Below are 22,783 nucleotides of genomic sequence, written 5' to 3'. Positions count from 1 at the left end.
ACGCCCGTCGCCTACAGGCTGTCCCAGAAGGAGACGAGCGCGGCCGCCGTCTGCTCCGGACGGTCCGTATTGGGGGAGTGCTCGGCGCCCGCGATCCGGGTGCGACGCGCGCCCAGCCGCTGGGCCATCTCGTCGAGCAGCGGCACCGGCCAGGTGTCGTCGCGCTCGCCGGAGAGAACATGGAGGGGCAGAGACGCGGCGGCGAGTTCGGCCACCCGGTCCGGCTCGGTCGCCAGCTGGCGGCCGGTGGCGAGCAGCTGGGCGGGCTGGTGGCGCAGCCAGCGCCGGCGCAGAGCCTCGCCGTCCGTCGCCGCGTCCTCGGGCGGGTCGAGGGCGCGCATCGCCTCCCACACCTCGGCCATGCTCAGCGTCGCGAGCGCGTCGCCGAGCATCTTCACCTTGAGCTGCTGGGCCTCGGTGACCTGTGCCGGTCCGGACGACATGAGGGTCAGCGAACGGAACGGTGAGGCGTCGAGCAGCACGGCGGCGCGGGCGATCTGCCCGCCGAGCGAGTGCCCGACCAGGTGCACGGGGCCCTCGCCGCCGACGCCGGGAGCGGTGGCCTGCGCGAGTACATCGCGGGCCAACTCGCCCTGTGCGTAGTCCTCTTGACGGGTCGTCCCCTCGGTCTCGTACTGCCCGCGACCGTCCACGGCGACGGTCCGGTACCCGGCGGCACAGAGCGGTTCGAGGAGTGCGATGAAGTCCTCCTTGCTGCCGGTGTATCCGGGCAGCAGGAGGGCGGTACCGCGAGGCGCGGTGCGTGGCGAGGCGTCCAGCACGGCGAAGTCCCCGCGCGCGGTGCGGAGATGGCGGGCATGGGCGCAGGGGGGCGGGGCGAAGGTGGGCGGCCGACTCATGGGACGAGATTATGTCCTCGAACGCCGGACGGGCTTGAGGATGCCCTCAAGCCCGTCCGGCGAAATCGAGCCCCTCAGGCGTTCGAGGAGCGGGGTCCGGGGCGGAGCTCCGGATCAATCAGAGCGCTCAGCCCTCGGTCTTGGCGGCAGCCGCACGCGGCGCGCGCCGCCTCCGCGGCTTCGCCTCGCCCTCGGCGGCCGGGGCCTGGGCCACAGCCTCCGTCTTCGGCTTGGCCGCCGCACGGGTGCGGCGACGCGGCTTGGTCTCCGGGTTGGGCTCGGAGATCGGCGCGATCTGGAAGTCGACCTCGTCCTCGGCCGGCTTGATGACACGGGCGCGGCGACGCGGCTTGGTCGCCGTCCTCGCCTCGGGCACCGGCTCGGCGATGGGCGCGATCTGGAAGTCGACCTCGTCCGCGACCGGCTTCACGACGGCGGCCCGGGTACGGCGGCGGCGCGGCTTGGTCTCGGTCGCGGGGTCGGCCTCGGCCTCGGTCTTCGTGGCGACGGCGACGGCCGGGGCCTCCACCGTGCCCACGGCGGCCTCGGCTGCGACGTCCGGGGCACCGACGCGGGTACGGCGACGGCGACGCGGCGCACGCGGCTCGGAGGGGGCGTCGTCCACCTCGGTGGACGGGACCGGCACCGTGGCGGTGGTGACGGCGGCCTCCTCGACCGCGGAGCCGCCCCGCGTACGACGACGCTGACGCGGCGTACGGGGCGCACGCTCCTCACGGGCGGCGGGCGCCGAGGACGCGGCGGAGGACTTGCGACCGCGGCCGCCCGTCTCGCCCAGGTCCTCGATCTCCTCGGCCCGCAGGCCCGCACGGGTCCGCTCGGCACGCGGCAGTACACCCTTGGTGCCGGCCGGGATGTCGAGCTCCTCGAAGAGGTGCGGCGAGGTGGAGTACGTCTCGACCGGGTCGTTGAACTTCAGGTCCAGCGCCTTGTTGATCAGCTGCCAGCGTGGGATGTCGTCCCAGTCGACCAGCGTGATCGCGATGCCCTTGGCGCCCGCACGGCCGGTCCGGCCGATGCGGTGGAGGTACGTCTTCTCGTCCTCCGGCGACTGATAGTTGATGACGTGGGTCACACCCTCGACATCGATACCGCGGGCCGCCACGTCCGTGCAGACGAGCACGTCCACCTTGCCGTTGCGGAACGCGCGCAGTGCCTGCTCGCGCGCACCCTGGCCGAGGTCGCCATGGACCGCGCCGGACGCGAAACCGCGCTTCTCCAGCTGCTCGGCGATGTCGGCGGCCGTGCGCTTCGTACGGCAGAAGATCATCGCGAGTCCGCGGCCGTTGGCCTGCAGGATGCGGGAGACCATCTCCGGCTTGTCCATCGAGTGGGCCCGGAAGACATGCTGCGAGATGTTCGCGACGGTCGCGCCCTCACCGTCGGGCGAGGTGGCGCGGATGTGCGTCGGCTGAGACATGTAGCGCCGCGCGAGGCCGATGACGGCGCCCGGCATGGTCGCCGAGAACAGCATGGTCTGCCGCTTCGGCGGGAGCATGGTGATGATCTTCTCGACGTCGGGCAGAAAGCCCAGGTCGAGCATCTCGTCGGCCTCGTCGAGCACGAGTGCGCGGACGTGCGAGAGGTCGAGCTTGCGCTGCCCGGCGAGGTCGAGCAGTCGGCCCGGGGTGCCGACGATCACATCGACGCCCTTCTTCAGGGCCTCGACCTGCGGCTCGTACGCGCGGCCGCCGTAGATCGCGAGAACGCGGACGTTACGTACCTTGCCGGCGGTCAGCAGGTCGTTGGTGACCTGCTGGCAGAGCTCGCGGGTGGGGACGACGACCAGCGCCTGCGGCGCCTCGGTCAGCTGCTCGGGTTCGGCCCGGCCCGCCTCGACGTCCGCGGGGACGGTGACGCGCTCCAGCAGTGGCAGACCGAAACCGAGGGTCTTGCCGGTGCCGGTCTTGGCCTGGCCGATGACATCGGAGCCGGAGAGCGCGACGGGGAGCGTCATCTCCTGGATGGGGAACGGGGACACAATGCCGACGGCCTCAAGGGCCTCGGCCGTCTCGGGAAGAATCCCGAGTTCTCGGAACGTAGTCAGGGTGCTGCCTCTTCTGTGAGACGCGGTCCGAGGCGAACGCTGGGGGTCGTACCGTGCCGGGGTTGGTCATCCGGCCGTGGATGGGCCGGGTGGCGCGGGACCACTGCCGTCGCTCGAGCGCTCGTGCCGCTGAGGGGGCCCCTCATCTGCGGTCGTACGTGGCGTACGCCCCGCGTGGAGGGCTGTCGGGTCGGAGCCGATCGGGCCACCGACCGGGCATCCTCATTCAATTTCGCGTCACCAACCCAAAATACTGAGTAGACGCAATACCACTGTACCCCGGATTCGCGCATGTGTGTTGGGCGAATTCATCGGAACAGTGTGATGTCACTGGCTGACCAGGCCCTTCCGTCCCCCGTCGGGCGGGCTATTCTGCGCTTCATGGAGACGCCTGACAACGCCAATGAAGCCCCCGTGCTCACCGGAATCGCCGCCCAGGACTGGGCCACGGCATCCGTGCAGCCGCAGTACCGAGCAGCGGTCGTGGACCTGCTGGGAGCACTTGCGTACGGAGAGCTGGCGGCCTTCGAGCGGCTCGCCGAGGACGCCAAACTCGCGCCGACGCTGGCCGACAAGGCGGAGCTGGCAAAGATGGCCTCCGCCGAATTCCATCACTTCGAGCGGCTGACGGACCGGCTGACCGCGATCGAGGTGGAGCCGACGGGCGCGATGGAGCCGTTCGCCAAGGCGCTCGACGACTTCCACCGCCAGACCGCGCCGTCGGACTGGCTGGAGGGCCTGGTCAAGGCGTACGTCGGCGATTCGATCGCCAGTGACTTCTACCGCGAGGTCGCCGCCCGGCTCGACTCGGACACCCGCTCCCTCGTCCTCGCCGTGCTCGACGACACGGGGCACGGCAATTTCGCCGTCGAGAAGGTGCGTGCTGCGATCGAGGCCGACCCGCGTGTCGGCGGCCGGCTCGCGCTGTGGGCGCGCCGGCTGATGGGTGAGGCGCTCTCACAGGCACAGCGAGTGGTGGCCGAACGCGACGCACTGTCGACGATGCTCGTCGGGGGCGTGGCCGACGGGTTCGACCTGGCGGAGGTCGGGCGGATGTTCTCGCGGATCACCGAGGCACACACCAAGCGGATGGCCGCGCTCGGGCTCGCCGCGTAGCCGGTTCACCGGGGCCGTCCGACATCCGCCCGCGCGGGTGCCGGACGGCTTCAGGCCGCGGCTGATCGGCTCAGGCGGTGGCTGTTGGGGCGGACCAGCAGCGAGAGCGTCACGGCGCCGATCAGCACCGCGCCGATCAACGTGGCCACGACGTGGTCCGGGCCCAGCACCGAGTGCATGAGAAACGCACCGAACACCGCTCCCAGAGCGCCGCCGGCGAAGACGGCACGGCGGGACGGGAGCCGGTGCGGCAGCGAGCGGAGCGCCACCCAGGCGAGGGCGAGTCCGAGCACGATGGAGCCGAGGAATTCCAAGATCACAGATGATCACCTCGCGAGTTGCGGGGCGGGCAGATCGGTCGTTAGCGGTACTACCCGAGGGGTGCGGAACGCAACCCTCCTTGAACAGGGTTCGCACAGGAATCGCCCGGCTGACGCGGACGCGGACCGAAAAGCGGGCCGGAACGGAAAGCGGCCCGGCGGGGAATCCCCACCGGGCCGCTGCCACGGTCACCGCTTCGAGCGTGCTGCCTACAGCGCGCCGAACCCCACGCGGCGCGTGCTCGGCTCGCCGATCTCCACGTACGCGATCCGGTCGGCCGGCACCAGGACCTTGCGGCCCTTCTCGTCCGTGAGGCTGAGCAGCTGCGCCTTACCGGTGAGAGCCTCGGCGACCGTGCTCTCGACCTCTTCGGCGGAAAGCCCGCTCTCCAGAACGATCTCCCGGGGCGTGTGCTGCACCCCGATCTTGACCTCCACGGCTATGTCCCTCCGACGGTCAGTCCCTGCGCGGTGAACCGCGCCGTACGCAGCACACATTAGCCCGCTGAGGGGATCCGCCAGCGGTCGGCGGGCAACGCCCGCAGCGAACACGGGTGCCGGCCGCACCCGGCGGCTTCCGTCAGTGCTGATCGATGCCGTGCAGCGGGAAGCCCGCGATGCCCCGCCAGGCCAGCGAAGTGAGCAGCTGCACCGCCGTGTCCCGCGGAATGGCGGACTGACTGGAGAGCCAGTAGCGGGCGACCACCTGGGAGACGCCGCCCAGACCCACCGCGAGCAGCATGGACTCGTCCTTGGACAGTCCCGTGTCACCGGCGATGACGTCGGAGATGGCCTCGGCGCACTGCAGCGAGACCCGGTCGACGCGCTCGCGCACCGCGGGCTCATTGGTCAGGTCCGACTCGAAGACCAGCCGGAAGGCGCCGCCCTCGTCCTCGACGTAGGCGAAGTACGCGTCCATCGTCGCGGCGACGCGCAGCTTGTTGTCGGTCGTCGACGCCAGCGCCGTACGGACCGCCTGGAGCAGCGACTCGCAGTGCTGGTCGAGCAGGGCCAGATAGAGCTCCAGCTTGCCCGGGAAGTGCTGATAGAGCACCGGCTTGCTGACTCCCGCCCGCTCGGCGATGTCGTCCATCGCGGCGGAGTGGTAACCCTGCGCCACAAATACTTCCTGCGCGGCGCCCAGCAGCTGGTTGCGTCGGGCGCGGCGAGGCAGTCGAGTGCCCCGCGGGCGCGCCGCCTCGGTCTGCTCGATGGCTGTCACGCCGCCTCCCAAATTTGTGATCGGACACAGCTTTTCCATGCACGCTGCGCCGTACAGCCATCGTACTTTTGGGTAACCCGGGTGTGCGCGGCGCGGACGCAGAATTTCACGGACCGGACGGCTGCGGTAGCCACAGATTCGTCGACCGATGGGGCAAAACGGGGTGTATCAGCGGTAATCATCTTCATCCTGTGTGACAACACGAGCCTGTTCCGCCGCATCGGCCTCATTGGCACTGTCCCGGTCGATGTCCGTGAGCGGTTCGTCCTGTCGCTGCTGGAGATCGGCCTGCTGCTCGGCGGCGTCCGCCCGGGGCGTCTCCTGGTCCGGCTCGTCCGGCTGGATGTACTCGAAGGTCTCCGGGTCGCTGGGGTCGACCGTCATGGTGACTCCCTTCCTTGCTTCGAGCCTAGGAGCTACCCCTGCAAGTTGCTATGCGGTGTGTGACCGCGAACACATGAACCGCGGTGTGATCGTCTCGTAACATTGCCGCATGTCTTCGACCGAGCTGCCGGGATTCCGCGCTGCCACCGCGGTGGCCCCCACGGTGAGCACCGTCAGGGTCGCGGAAGGGGAGGAGCTGCGCTCCGTCGCGCTGCCCGGACTGACGCTGACCGTCCGATCCCGGCCGCCGGAGCGGACCGGGCTGCCGCCCGCGCTCTACGTGCACGGGCTCGGCGGCTCCTCGCAGAACTGGTCGGCGCTGATGCCGCTGCTCCAGGACCTGGTGGACGGCGAGGCGGTCGACCTGCCCGGCTTCGGCGACTCTCCGCCGCCGGACGACGGCAACTACTCGGTCACCGGGCATGCCCGTGCCGTGATCCGGTTCCTCGACGCGGGGGAGCGGGGGCCCGTCCATCTGTTCGGCAATTCGCTCGGCGGCGCCGTGGCCACCCGGGTTGCCGCGGTCCGCCCCGACCTGGTGCGCACCCTCACCCTCATCTCGCCCGCGCTCCCCGAGATCCGGGTGCAGTGGCCCGCCGTACCGACCGGACTGCTCGCCGTTCCGGGTGTCGCAACGCTGTTCGCCAGGATGACCAGGGACTGGACCGCGGAAGAGCGCACGCGCGGCGTCATGGCACTCTGTTACGGCGATCCGGCACGCGTCTCCGAATCGGGCTTCCGTGAAGCGGTGGCCGAAATGGAGCGTCGGCTGGAGCTGCCGTACTTCTGGGACGCGATGGCGCGCTCGGCACGTGGCATCGTCGATGCGTACACGCTGGGCGGGCAGCACGGACTGTGGCGCCAGGCCGAGCGGGTGCTCGCACCGACTCAGCTCGTGTACGGCGGACGGGACCAGTTGGTCTCGTACCGGATGGCACGCAGGGCGTCCGCGGCCTTCCGCGATTCGCGGCTGCTGACACTGCCCGACGCGGGGCACGTGGCGATGATGGAGTATCCGGAGGCGGTCGCCCAGGCGTTCCGGGAACTGCTCGACGAACGCGGCGGGAGCTGATCCGGGGCGTGGGACGACATAGTCGAAAGGGCCCCGAACCCACGGGGTCCGATATCGAGGCCGCCGTCGCGAATGCAGGCGGTGATCGCGAGGGCATGCGTCCGGGGCCCGGCAGCGGGCGGCGCCGGAGGCCGGCCGACGCGCCGGCCGGTGCGGAGGGGCACGCCCCGTTCCGGGAGGCCGGCCACGTCCGCGGCGGCCACCCCGAACAGCGTGAACCCGGCGGTGGCTGGGGGGCCGGGCCGCAACAGACGGTGCCCCGGCGTCAGCCGCAGGTCGGTACCCGGTCGCTGGTACCGGGACCGCGGCGCGAGTTCGTCGACGCGTTCGACGTACCCGAACCCCATGGGCCTTCCGCCCCGGCGGCCCCGCCGGCCGATCCGTACAGCTCGGTCGGCGAGTGGGAGGAGCGGCCGCCGCAGGGCGACGCCGACGCACCGACGCCCGCCAAGGACGGCAAGGGCGCCAAGGGCCGCACCTTCACCGGTATCGCGGCCGCCGCGGTGACCACCGTGCTCGCGGTGGTCGTGGCCGGGCAGGTCGCCCACGACAGCGGCGGGACAAGTGCCGCGCAGCCTGCGGGCGTCGACCGGGACGGCACCGACGGCGCCTCCCGCTCGGACGACCGGCCGACCCCGAAGGTGGCGCAGGTCAAGCCTCTTTCGTACGCGGAGAAGATGGCCAAGGCCTATCCGCTCTCCCCGGAGCTCCACGGGTCCGGGAAGTTCGAGGCGGTTCCGGGGACGGCGAAGGCCCCGGGCGGGGGGCACAAGTACCGCTACCGGATCGATGTCGAGCAGGGCCTCGGGCTCGACGCCTCGCTCTTTGCCCGGGCCGTCCAGGAGACGCTCAACGACGACCGCAGCTGGGCGCACGACGGCGCCATGACGTTCGAGCGGATCTCCGCCGGCGAGCCCGATTTCGTGATCACCCTGGCCAGTCCCGGGACCACCGGGGACTGGTGCCGGAAGTCGGGCCTGGACACGACCGAGGACAACGTCTCGTGCGACTCCGCGGCGACCGAACGCGTGATGATCAACGCCTACCGCTGGGCGCAGGGGTCGTCGACGTTCGGCCCGGACAAACTCTTCGCCTACCGACGGATGCTGATCAACCATGAGGTCGGTCACCGGCTGGGGCATGACCATGTGAGTTGTCGCACGTCGGGAGCCCTCGCTCCGGTGATGCAGCAGCAGACCAAGTCCCTGAACATCGGCGGGATCAAGTGCCGGCCCAACGCCTGGGTGTATCCAGGCAGTTGAATCGAAAAGGGTCGGGCCGGGGGCGTGCCGGGCCGTCTCGTCGATCGAGCCGGGCTCCGCCGTCATCTGCCGACCGGTGCGTCCACGCCCGATGGCTGTCCGCATATTGAGATGATTGTCTCATTCTGCGTTGACATCCCCTGGGCGGTGATCCATATTTCTCGGCATGTCACGCAGCCCCGTCACCCCCGAACGCGCCGCCATAGAGCTGGCGCTCATCGGTGTGACCGGGCACAGCGTCGCCGACATCCACTGTTGCTGACGCCTGCCCGAGCGCGCGTCGGCCCTCTGCCCGAGCCCTGAAACGGCCCGGACGACCATGCACGACTGCCGCGCCTGGGCGCACTCCGTCCGCAGGCGCGACAGTCTCAGTGTTCCGGTCATCTTTTCCATGTGCCGACCGGTTGTGTGCACTCGCTCTCGTTGCTGCCTGCACGGAAATTCCCTCCGTTCTTTTCTTCAGGCAGTACTCCGAGAGGTCATCTTCCGATGCGTCAACCGTCCGTCATATCGCGCCGCGTGGCAGCGGCCGCCGCAGTACTCCTCGTGGCCGCGGGTGCCGCGGCCTGCGGGCCCCAGGACAGCAAGGACAGCGGCGGAAATTCCGGCGCAGCGGGCGCGCCCGGGAAGGGCGGCACGCTCACCGTCCTCAACGGCAAGCCGCAGGAGGACTTCGACCCCGCCCGGCTCTACACCTCCGGCGGCGGCAACGTTCCGTCCCTCGTCTTCCGTACGCTCACCACCCGCAACCGGGAGGACGGCGCGGCCGGCGCGAAGGTCGTCCCCGACCTGGCGACCGACCTGGGCACGCCCAGCAAGAACGCCACCGTGTGGACGTACACCCTCAAGGACGGCCTGAAGTACGAGGACGGCACCGCGATCACGAGTGCCGACATCAAGTACGGCATCGAGCGCTCCTTCGCCGCCGAGCTCTCCGGCGGTGCGCCCTACCTGCGCGACTGGCTGATCGGCGGGGCCGACTACCAGGGCCCGTACAAGGACAAGAAGGGCCTCGACTCGATCGAGACGCCCGATGCGAAGACGATCGTCTTCCACCTCAACAAGCCGGAGGGCGAATTCCCCTTCCTGGCCACGCAGACCCAGACGACCCCGGTGCCGAAGGCCAAGGACAAGGGCACCAAGTACGAGGAGCACCCGATCTCCTCGGGGCCGTACAAGGTCGTCAGGAACGAGGGCGACGGCGAGCGCCTCGTTCTGGAGCGCAACCCGCACTGGTCGGCCGCGACCGACGAGGAGCGCAAGGCCTACCCCGACCGGATCGACGTGCGTTCCGGGCTCGACTCCGCCGTCATCAACCAGCGCCTCTCCGCATCGCAGGGTGCCGACGCGGCCGCCGTCACCACCGACACCAACCTGGGCCCGGCCGAGCTCGCCAAGGTCACCGGTGACAAGAAGCTCGCCGCCCGCGTCGGTACCGGCCACTTCGGCTACACCAACTACATCGCCTTCAACCCGAAGGTGAAGCCGTTCGACAACCCGAAGGTGCGCCAGGCGATTTCGTACGCCGTCGACCGCTCCTCCGTGGTCAACGCGGCCGGCGGTTCCTCGCTCGCCGAGGCCGCCACCACCTTCCTCCCCGACCAGAAGGCCTTCGGGTACACCCCGTACGACCACTTCCCGGCCGGGAAGTCCGGCAACGCCGCCAAGGCCAAGGAACTGCTGAAGGAGGCCGGCTACCCCAAGGGGCTGACCGTCACCCTCACGCACTCCAACGACAAGGACTTCGCGACGAGCCCGGAGATCGCCACCGCGCTCCAGGAGGCGCTGAAGAAGGCCGGCATCACCGTCAAGCTCCGGGGCCTGGAGAGCAACGACTATTCCGACACGGTCTACAACGTGAAGAGCGAGCCCGGCTTCTTCCTCGGCGGCTGGGGTGCCGACTGGCCGTCCGGCGGGCCCTTCTTCGCACCGATCTTCGACGGACGCCAGATCGTCAAGTCCGGCTACAACTTCAACTCCGGCCAGCTGAACGACCCCGCGGTCAACAAGGAGATCGACGAGATCAACAAGCTGACCGACCTGAGCGCCGCCGCGAAGCGCTGGGGCGCGCTCGACAAGAAGGTCGGTGAGCAGGCCCTGACCGTGCCGCTGTTCCACCCGGTCTACAAGCGCCTGTACGGCGAGTCCATCAAGAACGTAGTGATCAGCGACTGGACCGGTGTACTCGACATCTCCCAGGTCGCGGTCAAGTAACCATGGCCGAAGCACTACTGGTCGAGGAGGCGGGGACCGCCACGGTCCCCGCCTCCGCGGGCCATCCGTTCTGGCGGCGGCTGCGCGCCCGGCGCGCGGCCCTCGTGGCGGCCGTCGTCGTCGCCCTGCTGGTCCTGATCGCGCTCGCCGCACCTCTGCTCGCGGGCATCGAGGGCCAGGACCCCACCACGTACCACCCGGATCTCGTCGACTCCGCCACCGGCGGGGTGCCCCTCGGTTCCTTCGGCGGGATCAGCGCCGAGCACTGGCTCGGCGTCGAACCGCTCACCGGACGCGACCTGTTCGCACGCGTCGTCCACGGGGCACGGGTCTCGCTCGGCGTCGCGCTCGCCGCCACCCTGCTCCAGGTGATCATCGGGGTCGGCGTCGGCCTCGCGGCCGGGCTCGGCAACCGCTTCATCGACCAGGCACTCAGCCGCGTCACCGACGTCGTGGTCGCCCTGCCCGTCATGGTGATCGCGCTCGGCGCGCTCGCCGTCGTCCCCACGAGCTTCCCGCGCCCGGTCCTGATCGCCGTGATCATCGGCCTGGTCGGCTGGTCCGGCATCTCGAAGATCGTGCGCGCCCAGACGCTCGCGCTGAAATCGCTCGACCATGTCTCCGCCGCCCGGCTCAGCGGCTGGGGCTCCTGGCAGATCGCCAGGCGCGAACTGCTGCCCGCACTGGCCGCCCCCGTCATCACGTACGCCGTGCTGCTCTTCCCGGCCGACATCGTCGTCGAAGCGGCCCTGTCCTTTCTCGGCGTCGGCATCAAACCGCCCACACCCTCCTGGGGACAGATGCTCAGCGACGCCGACACCTGGTACCAGGCGGCGCCCACCTATCTGCTGATCCCCGCCCTGCTGCTCTTCGTCACCGTGCTGGCGCTGACCGTCCTCGGCGAGGGCGTACGCACCGCACTCGACCCACGCGCCGCATCCCGGCTGCGGATCGGCACCGGCCGCAAGAAGGAGGCCGACGCATGAGGTGGTTCCTGCTCAGGCGCCTCGGCGGGGCGCTCTTCGTGCTGCTCGCGCTCAGCATCGTCGTCTACGCGGCCTTCTACGTCGCCCCCGGCAACGTCGCACAGATCGCCTGCGGTCCGCGCTGCTCGCCCGCGCAGGTGGCACAGGTCAGCGAACAACTGCACCTGGGCGACCCGTTGTACACGCAGTACGCGCACTTCCTCCAGGGTCTCTTCGTCGGCCGCGACTACTCGACCGGAACCGGGGTGCTGCACTGCCAGGCGCCCTGCCTGGGGCTCTCGTACCAGAGCGACCAGCAGGTCACCGAGCTGATCCTGGCCAAGCTCCCGGCGACCGCTTCACTCGCCCTCGGCGCCTTCGTGCTGTGGATGCTGCTCGGTGTCGGCACCGGGCTGCTGTCGGTGTGGCGGCGCGGCCGGCCGACCGAGCGCATCCTCACCGGGATCACTCTGGCCGGTATGGCCACACCGGTCTTCGTCATCGGCCTGCTGCTGATCATCATCCTGGTCACGGCGCTCCAGATCCTGCCGTTCCCGGACTATGTGCCCCTTACCGAGAACCCCGAGCAGTGGGCCTGGAACCTGCTGCTGCCCTGGATCTCGCTGGCGCTGGTGTCCGCGGCCCCGTACGCCCGGATGACCCGGGCCTCGATGCTGGAGACCCTGGCCGAGGACCATGTGCGCACCTTCAGGGCGTACGGGGTCAGCGAGCGGGCACTGGTGGGGCGGCACGCTCTGCGCGGTGCGCTGGCGCCGGTGATTGCGCTCGGTGCACTGGATATCGGCTCGATGTTCGGCGGTGCCGTACTCACCGAATCCCTCTTCGGGATCCCGGGGGTCGGCCGCGAACTCGTCGACGCCGTGAAGCACGTGGACCTTCCGGTGGTCGTCGGTCTGGTGCTCGTCACCGGATTCTTCGTCGTCCTTGCCAATGCCGTCGCGGACATTCTGCAGGCGATGGCCGACCGACGGGTGGTGCTGGCATGAGCCTGGTCGAAGTCTCCGATCTCTCGATCTCGTTCGGCGACGTACGCGCGGTGGAGAAGCTGTCGTTCTCGCTGGAGGCCGGCGGCGCACTCGGCGTCGTCGGTGAGTCCGGCTCCGGCAAGAGCGCGTCGGCGTACGCCCTGCTCGGACTGCACCGGGGGACCGGGGCCAGGGTCGGCGGCTCGATCCGGGTCGCCGGAGTGGACGTGACCGCGGCGGACGACGCGGAACTGCGCGCCCTGCGGGGCGCGAAGGCGGCGATGGTCTTCCAGGACCCGTTGTCCTCGCTGGACCCGTACTACGCGGTGGGCGACCAGATCGCCCAGGTGTACCGGGTCCACAACCGTGTCTCCCGGCGGGTGGCGCGGGCCCGGGCCGTCGAGGTGCTGGACCGGGTCGGGATTCCCGACGCGGTACGGCGCTCCCGGTCCCGGCCGCACGAGTTCTCCGGCGGGATGCGGCAGCGCGCACTGATCGCGATGGCCCTGGCCTGCGAACCCCAGCTGCTGATCGCCGACGAGCCGACGACCGCCCTGGACGTCACCGTCCAGGCCCAGATCCTGGACCTGCTGCACAATCTGCGGCGGGAGACGGGCATGGGGTTGCTGCTGGTCACGCATGACGTGGGCGTGGCGGCCGAATCGGTCGACGAGGTTCTGGTCATGCAGTCGGGGCGGGCGGTGGAGCGGGGGCCGGTGGGCGAGGTGCTCGTGGCGCCGCGCGAGCCGTACACGCAGGCGCTGCTGGCGGCGGTGCCGCGCATCCCGGCGCGCCCGGCGGCCTCGGACGAGAAACCGGCCGTGGACGAGGGCGGGGCATCCGCCGACGGTGAGGGAGTCGTCGGGAGCGATCCGCTCGTCGAAGCCGTCGACGTCCGGCAGGTCTTCGGCAGGGGCAAATCCGCCCTCGCCGCCGTCGACGGTGTCTCCCTCACCGTCCGGCGCGGCGAAACCCTCGGCATCGTCGGCGAGAGCGGCAGCGGCAAGACCACGCTCGGGCGGATGCTCGTAGGACTGCTGGAGCCCACCTCCGGGCGGCTCACCCGCCGGGCCCGGGTGCAGATGGTCTTCCAGGACCCCGTCTCCTCCCTCAATCCGCGCCGCTCGATCGGCGAATCGGTCGCCGACCCGCTGCGGGCTTCCGGGGAGCGCGACGAGGCCGTGATCCGGGCCCGGGTACGGGATCTGCTGAAGCGGGTCGGGCTCGACCCCGAGCAGTACGACCGCTACCCGCACGAGTTCAGCGGCGGACAGCGCCAGCGCGTCGGGATCGCACGGGCGCTGGCCGCCGAGCCGGAACTGATCGTCTGCGACGAGGCCGTCTCCGCACTCGATGTGACGACCCAGGCCCAGGTGACGGCCCTGCTGGCGCAGTTGCAGCGGGAGCTGGGGCTCGCCCTGGTCTTCATCGCGCACGACCTCGCCGTCGTACGGCAGGTCAGCGACCGGGTCGCCGTCATGCGACGGGGCCGGATCGTCGAGCAGGGTGAGGTGGACCAGGTGTACGGAGATCCCCGGGACCCGTACACCAAGCAGCTCCTGGCTGCCGTTCCCGCGCTCGATCCGGCGCTCGCGGCAGTGCGCCGCGCAGCCCGCAGGGAACTGGCCGCCGCCTGACCCTGCGTGACCGATCACCCCCATAGCGCGACAGAACGCTATCGGGGCGGGAAAGTTACGACGGTTCACCCCTTTCGGTGGCGCGACGGACAACCGTCCGTCGCACCACCGGCGTATCCGCTTACGGTCGTCCCGCTGTGAGTCGCCGTTCCAACGGCGGCCGACCACAAGGGAGATCGGGGGTGTGCTCGTGCGGATCGGACTCCTCACCGACGGTGGTTATCCGTATGCGACCGGTGAGTCCAGACTCTGGTGCGACCGTCTGGTGCGCGGACTCTCGCAGCACGAGTTCGATCTCTTCGCGCTCAGCCGCTCCGCCGAACAGGAAGAGCAGGGCTGGGTCCAGCTTCCGGCACAGGTCAGCCGGGTGCGGACGGCGTCGCTGTGGACGGCCGACGAGGACATCCTGGGTACCCACGCCTCCAGGGGGCCGCTCGCCCGGATGGTGACGGGCGGGGGCGGACGCTCGTATCGACGGCGCGAACGACGGCGCTTCACGGCGTACTTCACGGCTCTCGCGACCTCCGTCTGCGCGGCGGGTGCGACGAGCGGCGAGGACGATGCCGCAGGCGCGAGCGGGGGCGGCGCGGGTTTCGGTGAACGGAGCGAAGACGGGCGTGCAGGGCGTACGGCCGTCGGCGCCGCGGACGCGCAGTTCACGGACGGCCTGTACGGACTGGCCGAACTGGCCCGCGAACACGGGGGGCTCCCGGCGGCGCTCCGCTCCGAAACCGCGGTACGCGTACTCGAAGCCGCCTGCCGTGCCCCGGGCACCGGGCGCACCGTCCAGACCGCCACCGTCCCCGACTTCCTCGCCCTCGCCCGGGAGCTCGACCGGGTACTGCGCCCGCTCTCCCTCGACTGGTACGACGAGGAGAGCCTCGGCGCGGTCGACCTCTGCCACGCCACATCCGGTGGTGCCGCGGCGCTGCCGGGGCTGCTGGCCAAACGCTTCTTCGGGGTACCGCTGCTGGTCACCGAGCACGGCGTGCAACTGCGGGCGCACTACCTCGGAGCGACCGACACCCCTCTGAGCGCGCCGGTACGCGCCCTGCTCGCCAACTTCCACCGACGGCTCGCCACCGAGGTGTACCGGCAGGCCGCGATCGTCACCCCCGGCAACACCCACACCCGCCGCTGGCAGGAACGGTGCGGTGCCGGGCACGAGAAACTGCGCACAGTCCACCCCGGCATGGAGTCGGGCCGGTTCACGGCCCTGGGGGAGAGCGGCGACAGCGGTCCCGACGACACGCTGGTCTGGGTCGGCCGGATCGAGCCCGCCAAGGACCTGATCGCGCTGCTGCACGCCTTCGCGGAGGTGCGGAAGGCCGAACCGGGCGCCCGGCTGCGGATCATCGGCGCTCCGGCGCAGGGCCCGGAAGGCGCCACCTATCTCGCGCACTGCCGGGCGCTCGCCGCCCAGCTGTTCCCCGACGAGGCCACGGACGCACACGCTGTCGGCGACAACCCGGTCTCCTTCGAGGACATCGGCGGAGCCGAGGTGCCGGATCTCTCGGAGGCCTATGCGGCGGGCGGGGTCGTCGTCCTCTCCAGCGTGGTCGAGGGCTTCCCGATCAGCCTCGTCGAGGCGATGTTCTGCGGACGGGCCACGGTGTCGACGGACGTCGGTGCGGTGGTCGAAGTCATCGGCGGTACCGGGCTCGTGGTGCCCCCACGCAATCCCAGGGCGCTCGCCGACGCCTGCCTCGCACTGCTGCGTGACCCCGAGCGCCGCGCGCGGCTCGGAGCGGCGGCGCGCGCCCGTGCGCTCGAACTCTTCACCGTCGAACAGAACCTCGCGGCATTTCGCGGCATCTACCTGGAGCTGATCTCGCACGCCCCGGTGCGCAGAGAGGCCGACACGGTGAATACCGACGGCGAACCGCGCCCGTTCGCCACTCCGCCCGAGGCGCACGTCCGGGGCCCGTGGGCAGCCTCGGGCCCCGTCCCGGCAGGTGCGGCCGACCGCACACCCCGCCGGGCCGCCGAGCCGAGGACCGTCTGCGCGGGAGTGCGGGGATCGGGTGGCGGCGATGTGTGAAGAGCAGCAGGGGACGGCCGGGCCGGGCTGCGACGGCGGGCCGGGACGGTCCGACGCAGTCGGCGACGATCACGGAGGAACCACCATGGGCGGCCCGACCGACGTGTCCGACGCACCCGCCGCACCGACCACCGGCGGAAGCTGGGACCTCCGCTCGCGGGCGCTCGTCTCCGAGACACTCGTCGCCGAGATCTCGGAGCCGGTGTGGGGCCCGCCGGACCCGGACCCGGCAGCGGTGGCGGCAGCTGCGGTCGAGCCCGTGGGCGTGCCGGACGAGGATGTTCGGAACGAGGCTTCTCGGGTCGTCGAGGCCGGTGACGTATCGGCCGAGGCCGGTCGTCCCCCTTCGGTTCCGGACGCCGACCCCGCCTCCGCACCGAAAACTGCGGGGAACGCGGCCATGGGGAACGCGGCCATGGGGAACGCGGCCACGGGGAACGCGGCCACGGAGAAACCCACTGCGGAGAACACCGCCGCAGATCAGGTTCCCGTAGAGCAGGCCTTCGCGGAGCAGACCTCCGCAGAGAGGGCTGTGGCTCCCCGCGCCCCCGAGATCGCGCGTGCCGCTCCGGCGCGCAAGCTCAACGCCTCGCGCCGCGGTCCCGCCGACCCCGTGAAATCGCTGATGCACCGTCATCGCGAGCTGTGCGAGCGGGCCGTCGATCCGCTGGAGATCGCCGCCGGGCTCGAAGCCCATGGCGTCACCGACCGCGCCGCCGCCCGCTACCGGCACCGCGATGTCTTCTCGCTCGCCGAGGAGCTCTTCGCCCGGGTACCCGCCGTAACACAAAAGCCCGCAATAGCGCTCCGCGCGCCGGAGCGCGACACCGAGACGCGCGCCGCCTGGTCCCTCCGCGCACTGGTGCCGGGCGCGGCCTGCATCGCGACCGCCGGCGCACTGAGGCTCACCGAGGGGATGCTCGGAGGCCAGGGACGGCTTGCGATCGCCCTCACCGGAGCGCTCATCGGCATCGTCGGACTCGCCCTCAGCCTGCGCAGCGGCCCCCTGCACGCCGAAGGCCGTTCCTCGGGTGCCGCCCATGTGTACGGCTGCTGGCTCCTCGGCTATGTCCTGTACGGCGAAGCGCTGCTCGACCAGGTGCTCAGCGGCGGCCCCGAAGGCCCTTGGACGCTCACTCCCGCACCGCTGCTGGGGCTGGCCCTCTCCGTCGCCCCGGCCGCTTGGTGCGCGCACCTCTTCTCCGTACACGCACACCGCAAACTCATCGACAGCCGCGCGCTGGAGGAGTTCGCAGCAGGCGTGCGCCCCCTGTTGTTCGGAGCCGTCGCACTCCACCTGTGCGTCCTCGCCGTGCTGCTCTACGTCGCGCATCTGGGGTACGGGGGCGGCGGCGCCTTCGTCGGGGCGGCCGCGCTCGGTGTGCTGCTCCTGCTGGCCCGGCTGCTGACCGTGCACGGCTTCCCCGAACCCGCCGCCGTCGGACTCGCCGTCGCCTGCGCCCTCGAAGCGCTGGCACCCGCCCTGGTCCTGGCCGGGCGGCTGCCCGGTCTGCACTTCCTCGCCCGTCCCGTCGACGCCCTTGTCATGGCGGCCGGCACCGGAGCCGTACCCGCCGTCGCCTGTGGCGCAGCCGCGCTCGGGCTGCTGATCACCGCCACCGTCGCCCTCTCCCGGGCATCCGCCCACACCACACCCGGCGACGAAACCCGCACCACCGTGTAACCCGCGCGACCGAAGTCGCACCACCGCTCCGCCCCATGGACGAACCACCGGCACCCCCCCGCGGAGCCGACGCCGCGGGTCCTTCCCCGTACCGCATCACACTTCCTCAAGGAGACACCGGACATGACCCCCCAATCCCTCGCACCGGCAGTCCGCCGTCGGCACCGAGGGGGCGCGCGATGAGGGTGCTGCTGCTCGGCGCCAACGGATTCCTCGGCCGGTTCGTGGCCGACCGCCTCCTCGCCGACCCCGCCGTGCACCTCACGGCGCTCGGCCGCGGCGACGACGCCGACGTACGGTTCGACCTCGCCGGCGGCAGCCCCGGCGCGCTGACCCGCTTCCTGGACGCCGTCCACCCCGGGGTCGTCGTCAACTGCGCGGGCGCCACCCGCGGCGGGGCCCGCGATCTGACCCGCCACAACACCGTCGCCGTCGCCACCGTCTGCGAGGCAATGCGGCGCAGCGGCTGTACGGCCCGTCTCGTCCAGGTCGGCTGTTCGTCGGAGTACGGGCCCTCGCAGCCCGGCTCATCGACCGCGGAGGACGCAATTCCGCGCCCCGGCGGCCCGTACGGTGTCAGCAAGCTCGCAGCCACCGAGCTCGTCCTCGGCTCCGGCCTCGACGCGGTTGTGCTGCGGGTCTTCTCCCCGGTCGGCCCCGGGACCCCGGCCGGTTCCCCGCTCGGCAGGCTTGCCGAGGCGATGCGCCGGGCCATGCAGTCCGGCGACGGCGAGCTGAAGCTCAGCGGCCTCGGCGTGCAGCGCGACTTCGTCGATGTTCGCGATGTCGCGCGCGCCGTCCACGCCGCCTCGCTCTCCGCAGCGCAGGGCGTCGTCAACATCGGCACCGGCCGCGCCGTGCGGCTCCGGGACGCGGCCGCCGTCCTCGCCAGGGTCGCCGGATACGGGGGCGCACTCCACGAACTCGACGCGCCCCCGCCCCGGCTGCCCATCGGCGCCCCGCGCACCTCCACCGAGTCGGTCATCGAGCACCTCTCGGCGACCCCTTCCCCCTACCCGGACGGCTGCGGGGCCTGGCAGCAGGCCGACGTCCGCACCGCCAGGGACCGGCTCGGCTGGCGCCCCCGGATCAATCTGGAGGAGTCCCTCGCCGACATCTGGATGGAGGCGGCGTGCCGTATCTGACCTCCACCGAGACCACCCGCCGGACCAGCGGCGCCGAACAGCTCGGCTTCGGCGTCCCCGGTTACGCGCATCCGCTGCTCGCCGCCACCGAATGGGCCGAGCTCACCCGCCCCGGCACCCCGCTGCACTGGGCGGTCCTCAACATCGACAACGGCCCCGGCGCCCGCCCCGACCCGCACTGTCTGGAGGCCGCGGGCCGGCTCCGCAACGCGCGGGAGCGGGCCGTGCACGGCGAGGCCCCGCAGGACTCCATCCGGGCGGCAGGCGGCCGGCTGCTCGGCCACCTCGATCTGGCCTTCGGCAGCCGCTCCTTCGGGGAACTGATCGCCGACGCGCAGTCCTTCCTCGACTGGTACCGCGTCGACGGCTTCTATCTCGGCCGGTGCCCGGCCGGGCGTGCCGATCTCGCGGCGGTCCGCCGTCTCACCAGCACACTCGCCACGCTTCTCGAACACGGTGACCAGGGGGAGGAGCGCGGGCCGCTGGTGCTGGGGCTGGGCACCCATCCGCATCCGGGCTATGCCGAGGCCGCCGACCAGTTGGTCACGTACTCCGGGCCGTGGACCGACTATCGCTGGTCGCAGGTGGCGGAGTGGACCGCCGCCCATCCGCCGGAGCGGTTCGCGCACTTCGTCCACGGCGTTCCGCGCACCCACCTCGAAGAGGCCATGCGCATCGCCCGCTGGCAGGGCGCGGGCACGATCTTCTTCACGGACCGGGACGATCAACACGGACAAACGGACCCATTCGCGGCGCTGCCCAGGTACTGGGACGAAATCGTCTCGCGGATCGGACCTGGTATCTCGGAATGAGAAGGGGCGTGGCAGTGTTACGGCAAGAACAACCGTACGTAGCTGAAGTACGTAGAAACCGACCACCTGCATTGTTGAGGTTCCTGTGTCGCTGCCACCCCTGGTCGAGCCAGCTGCTGAGCTCACCGTCGACGAGGTCCGCAGGTACTCCCGCCACCTGATCATCCCGGATGTCGGGATGGACGGGCAGAAGCGGCTGAAGAACGCAAAGGTGCTCTGTGTCGGCGCCGGCGGTCTCGGTTCGCCGGCCCTGATGTACCTGGCCGCCGCCGGTGTCGGCACGCTCGGCATCGTGGAGTTCGACGAGGTCGACGAGTCGAACCTGCAGCGCCAGATCATCCACAGCCAGGCCGACATCGGCCGCTCCAAGGCCGAATCCGCCAAGGACTCGGTGCTGGGCATCAATCCGTACGTGAATGTGGTCCTTCACGAGGAGCGGCTCGAAGCCGACAACGTGATGGACATCTTCGCCCAGTACGACCTGATCGTGGACGGCACGGACAACTTCGCCACCCGCTATCTGGTCAACGACGCAGCCGTTCTGCTGAACAAGCCGTACATCTGGGGCTCGATCTACCGGTTCGACGGCCAGGCGTCCGTCTTCTGGTCCGAGCACGGCCCCTGCTACCGCTGCCTCTACCCGGAGCCGCCCCCGCCGGGCATGGTCCCCTCCTGCGCCGAGGGCGGCGTGCTCGGGGTGCTCTGCGCCTCGGTCGGCTCCATCCAGGTCACGGAGGCCATCAAGCTGCTCGCCGGTATCGGCGACCCGCTGGTCGGCCGGCTGATGATCTACGACGCCCTGGAGATGCAGTACCGCCAGGTCAAGGTCCGCAAGGACCCCGACTGCGCGGTCTGCGGCGAGAACCCGACCGTCACGGAGCTCATCGACTACGAGGCCTTCTGCGGCGTCGTGTCCGAGGAGGCCCAGGAGGCTGCGCTCGGCTCCACGATCACTCCCAAGCAGCTCAAGGAGTGGATCGACGCGGACGAGAAGATCGAGATCATCGACGTCCGTGAGCCGAACGAGTTCGAGATCGTCTCGATCCCCGGCGCCCGGCTGATCCCGAAGAACGAGTTCCTGATGGGCAACGCCCTCCAGGGCCTCCCGCAGGACAAGCGCATCGTCCTGCACTGCAAGACCGGCGTCCGCAGCGCCGAGGTGCTCGCGGTCCTCAAGTCGGCGGGCTTCGCCGACGCGGTGCACGTGGGCGGCGGCGTGATCGGCTGGGTCAACCAGATCGAGCCCGAGAAGCCGGTGTACTAAACGCTCGGCATGCCGAAGGGGCCGGTCCGCAGCGGACCGGCCCCTTCGCCACGCACACGTCCCGCGTCACGAGCAGGTCTTGCCGTCCGCCGGGACCTTCCCGTCGAGGAAGTACGCGTTCACGGTCGACGTCACGCACGTGCTCTCGCCGTACGCGCCGTGTCCCTCACCCTTGTTGGTGAGCATGATGCCGACGCCCCTGCCCAGCTCGTCCGCCATCTTCTGCGCACCCTCGTAGGGCGTCGCCGGGTCACCGGTCGTACCGATCACCAGGATCGGACCGGCGCCCGGAGCGCTTGCCTCCGGGTTGTCGTGCTCACCCTTCACCGGCCACTCGGCACACCAGCCGGCCGTGTCCCACGCCAGGAACGGGCCGAACACCGGGGACAGCTTCCGGAACTCGGGGAGCATGGCCCTGGCCCTGGCCTCGGCCGCCGTCGGCCTCAGCTTGCTGTCCGCGCAGGAGATGGCGCGCTGCGAGTGGTTCTGGGTGTCGTAGTGCCCCTTCTCGTCACGGCCGTTGTACGCGTCGGCCAGCTGGAGCAGCATGTTGCCGGTGCCGCTCTTCTCGGCCTCGTCCAGCGCCTGGGTCAGATACGGCCAGTTGCTCTTGGCGTAGAGCGGCATGACGATGCCGGTGATGGCCAGCGACTCGTTGAGCTCCCGGCCCGAGGTGGTCGGCAGCGGCTTCTTGTCGATCTGCTTCAGCAGCCGGGCGATGCGCTGCGTCCCGGCCTTCGGGTCCTGGCCGCGGTCCTTGAGATAATTTTCCAGCGCGCGCTGGAAGCCGGTCGCCTGGTTGCGGGCGTGCCCGATCGTGTCCGCGGTCGGGTCGACGACGGCGTCCAGGACGGTCCGGCCGACGTTCTTGGGGAAGAGGTGTGCGTAGGTGCCGCCGAGCTCCGTGCCGTACGACATGCCGAAGTAGGTGAGCTTCTTGTCGCCGAGCACCTCACGGATCAGATCCAGGTCCCGGGCGGCGTTCGTCGTGCCGACGTACGGCAGGACCTTGCCGGAGCGGCGCTCGCAGCCGGCGCCGAAGTCCGCGCCGTCCTTCATGAACGCGGCCTCCTCCGCCGCCGTGTCCGGAGTCATGTCGACCTTCCGGTAGGCGTCCTCCGCCTCCTTGTCGGTACGGCAGTTCACCCCCGCGCTGCCCGCGACTCCGCGCGGGTCGAAGCTCACCAGGTCGTAGCGGGCGTTGAGCTTCTCGTACGAGCCGGCGGCGCGCGGCAGTATCGAGACGCCCGAACCGCCCGGGCCGCCGAAGTTGAACAGCATCGAGCCCAGGCGCCGGCCCTTGTCCCGGGCCTCCTTGCGGATCAGTGCGATCCGGATCGTGTCGCCGGCCGGCTTCGCGTAGTCCAGCGGTACCTCGACGGTCGCGCACCGCCAGCCGGCACCGGGAGCGCTGCTGCCTGCGGGGGCCTTGCAGCTCTTCCAGTCCGGCCGCTGGGAGGTGAGCGCGGCGGGCAGGGCGGGCGTGCCGGGCTGCCCGCTCGGAGTGGACGACCGGCCCGGCGAGGACGCCGCACCGCGGTCCGTCCTGTCGGCCGGCTTGTCGTCCGTACCCCCGCCACAGCCCGCGAGCAGCCCCGTCAGCAGAAGTGCGGTGCCCGCCAGAGCCCCGGCGCGTGCGTGTCCGACCACGTGTACGTCCCTCCCCGAAGTGCCTGTACATACGACGTACAGAAAGTGCGCCCATGCTAGGTCCTGCCGTCGAACTGCCGTCAG

20 protein-coding genes are annotated in these 22,783 nt (G+C 70.8%); 13 read left to right on the top strand and 7 right to left on the bottom strand.

Annotation, left to right across the window (positions count from 1 at the left end; all coding sequences use genetic code 11):
- Positions 1 to 11: 11 nt before the first annotated feature.
- Positions 12 to 860, bottom strand: a complete 849-nt coding sequence (locus GA0115254_RS24825) for an alpha/beta fold hydrolase (protein WP_093897495.1) — start codon at positions 858 to 860, stop codon at positions 12 to 14.
- A gap of 127 nt (positions 861 to 987) precedes the next feature.
- Positions 988 to 2,835, bottom strand: coding sequence for a DEAD/DEAH box helicase (locus tag GA0115254_RS24820; protein WP_176740273.1), 1,848 nt, complete (start codon positions 2,833 to 2,835; stop codon positions 988 to 990).
- A gap of 471 nt (positions 2,836 to 3,306) precedes the next feature.
- Here GA0115254_RS24820 and GA0115254_RS24815 point away from each other — a divergent pair, with 471 nt between their 5' ends.
- Positions 3,307 to 4,041 (top strand): ferritin-like fold-containing protein, encoded by a 735-nt coding sequence (locus GA0115254_RS24815; protein WP_093897535.1) that lies wholly within the window; start codon positions 3,307 to 3,309, stop codon positions 4,039 to 4,041.
- A gap of 50 nt (positions 4,042 to 4,091) precedes the next feature.
- Here GA0115254_RS24815 and GA0115254_RS24810 read toward each other — a convergent pair whose 3' ends face one another.
- The 4 genes from GA0115254_RS24810 to GA0115254_RS24795 form a co-directional block, all read right to left on the bottom strand.
- Entirely contained in the window at positions 4,092 to 4,361 is a 270-nt protein-coding gene (locus GA0115254_RS24810; protein ID WP_093897493.1) for a hypothetical protein, read from the bottom strand.
- A gap of 210 nt (positions 4,362 to 4,571) precedes the next feature.
- Positions 4,572 to 4,799 carry a DUF3107 domain-containing protein gene (locus GA0115254_RS24805; protein WP_218105578.1) on the bottom strand — a complete coding sequence of 76 codons (228 nt, stop codon included), beginning with the start codon at positions 4,797 to 4,799 and terminating at the stop codon, positions 4,572 to 4,574.
- Positions 4,800 to 4,941: 142 nt separating this feature from the next.
- Positions 4,942 to 5,583, bottom strand: coding sequence for a TetR/AcrR family transcriptional regulator (locus tag GA0115254_RS24800; protein ID WP_030915445.1), 642 nt, complete (start codon positions 5,581 to 5,583; stop codon positions 4,942 to 4,944).
- Between the two features lie 168 nt (positions 5,584 to 5,751).
- Positions 5,752 to 5,967: a hypothetical protein gene (locus tag GA0115254_RS24795; protein WP_093897492.1), complete on the bottom strand. Its 216-nt coding sequence runs from the start codon at positions 5,965 to 5,967 to the stop codon at positions 5,752 to 5,754.
- A gap of 109 nt (positions 5,968 to 6,076) precedes the next feature.
- Between GA0115254_RS24795 and GA0115254_RS24790 the strand changes: the two genes are divergently transcribed.
- The 12 genes from GA0115254_RS24790 to moeZ all read left to right on the top strand — a co-directional run bounded on the left by GA0115254_RS24790 (position 6,077) and on the right by moeZ (position 21,049).
- On the top strand, positions 6,077 to 7,039 hold the full coding sequence (locus GA0115254_RS24790) for an alpha/beta fold hydrolase (RefSeq protein ID WP_093897491.1): 963 nt from the start codon (positions 6,077 to 6,079) through the stop codon (positions 7,037 to 7,039).
- Between the two features lie 8 nt (positions 7,040 to 7,047).
- A complete protein-coding gene (locus GA0115254_RS24785; protein ID WP_093897490.1) occupies positions 7,048 to 8,301 on the top strand; it encodes a DUF3152 domain-containing protein in 1,254 nt (417 codons plus the stop codon).
- 166 nt (positions 8,302 to 8,467) lie between these two features.
- The gene (locus tag GA0115254_RS47755) at positions 8,468 to 8,563 is read left to right on the top strand and encodes an Ms4533A family Cys-rich leader peptide (RefSeq protein WP_322110005.1); all 96 of its coding nucleotides are present in this window, start codon (positions 8,468 to 8,470) and stop codon (positions 8,561 to 8,563) included.
- A 227-nt stretch (positions 8,564 to 8,790) separates the two neighbouring features.
- A complete protein-coding gene (locus tag GA0115254_RS24780) occupies positions 8,791 to 10,515 on the top strand; it encodes an ABC transporter substrate-binding protein (RefSeq protein ID WP_093897489.1) in 1,725 nt (574 codons plus the stop codon).
- A 2-nt stretch (positions 10,516 to 10,517) separates the two neighbouring features.
- Positions 10,518 to 11,501, top strand: coding sequence for an ABC transporter permease (locus GA0115254_RS24775; RefSeq protein WP_093897488.1), 984 nt, complete (start codon positions 10,518 to 10,520; stop codon positions 11,499 to 11,501).
- On the top strand, positions 11,498 to 12,487 hold the full coding sequence (locus tag GA0115254_RS24770) for an ABC transporter permease (RefSeq protein WP_093897487.1): 990 nt from the start codon (positions 11,498 to 11,500) through the stop codon (positions 12,485 to 12,487). The genes GA0115254_RS24775 and GA0115254_RS24770 overlap by 4 nt, the downstream gene beginning before the upstream one ends.
- Positions 12,484 to 14,103, top strand: coding sequence for a dipeptide ABC transporter ATP-binding protein (locus GA0115254_RS24765; RefSeq protein ID WP_093897486.1), 1,620 nt, complete (start codon positions 12,484 to 12,486; stop codon positions 14,101 to 14,103). The genes GA0115254_RS24770 and GA0115254_RS24765 overlap by 4 nt, the downstream gene beginning before the upstream one ends.
- Positions 14,104 to 14,293: 190 nt before the next feature.
- Entirely contained in the window at positions 14,294 to 16,144 is a 1,851-nt protein-coding gene (locus GA0115254_RS24760; RefSeq protein ID WP_093897533.1) for a DUF3492 domain-containing protein, read from the top strand.
- Between the two features lie 415 nt (positions 16,145 to 16,559).
- Positions 16,560 to 17,828: a hypothetical protein gene (locus tag GA0115254_RS24755; protein WP_370740938.1), complete on the top strand. Its 1,269-nt coding sequence runs from the start codon at positions 16,560 to 16,562 to the stop codon at positions 17,826 to 17,828.
- Positions 17,829 to 18,007: 179 nt separating this feature from the next.
- The gene (locus tag GA0115254_RS24750; protein WP_093897485.1) at positions 18,008 to 18,973 is read left to right on the top strand and encodes an NAD-dependent epimerase/dehydratase family protein; all 966 of its coding nucleotides are present in this window, start codon (positions 18,008 to 18,010) and stop codon (positions 18,971 to 18,973) included.
- Positions 18,961 to 19,785, top strand: a complete 825-nt coding sequence (locus GA0115254_RS24745; RefSeq protein ID WP_093897484.1) for a spherulation-specific family 4 protein — start codon at positions 18,961 to 18,963, stop codon at positions 19,783 to 19,785. The genes GA0115254_RS24750 and GA0115254_RS24745 overlap by 13 nt, the downstream gene beginning before the upstream one ends.
- Positions 19,786 to 19,870: 85 nt before the next feature.
- Positions 19,871 to 21,049 (top strand): adenylyltransferase/sulfurtransferase MoeZ, encoded by a 1,179-nt coding sequence (gene moeZ, locus GA0115254_RS24740; protein ID WP_093897483.1) that lies wholly within the window; start codon positions 19,871 to 19,873, stop codon positions 21,047 to 21,049.
- Between the two features lie 66 nt (positions 21,050 to 21,115).
- On the opposite strand, the gene GA0115254_RS24735 is transcribed toward moeZ, so the two are convergent.
- Positions 21,116 to 22,699 carry an alpha/beta hydrolase gene (locus tag GA0115254_RS24735; protein WP_093897482.1) on the bottom strand — a complete coding sequence of 528 codons (1,584 nt, stop codon included), beginning with the start codon at positions 22,697 to 22,699 and terminating at the stop codon, positions 21,116 to 21,118.
- Positions 22,700 to 22,783 lie beyond the last annotated feature (84 nt).

Origin of the sequence: Streptomyces sp. Ncost-T10-10d (genome assembly GCF_900091955.1) — a bacterium.
Taxonomy (GTDB): domain Bacteria; phylum Actinomycetota; class Actinomycetes; order Streptomycetales; family Streptomycetaceae; genus Streptomyces.
This window is presented reverse-complemented; position numbering and strand designations above follow the sequence as displayed.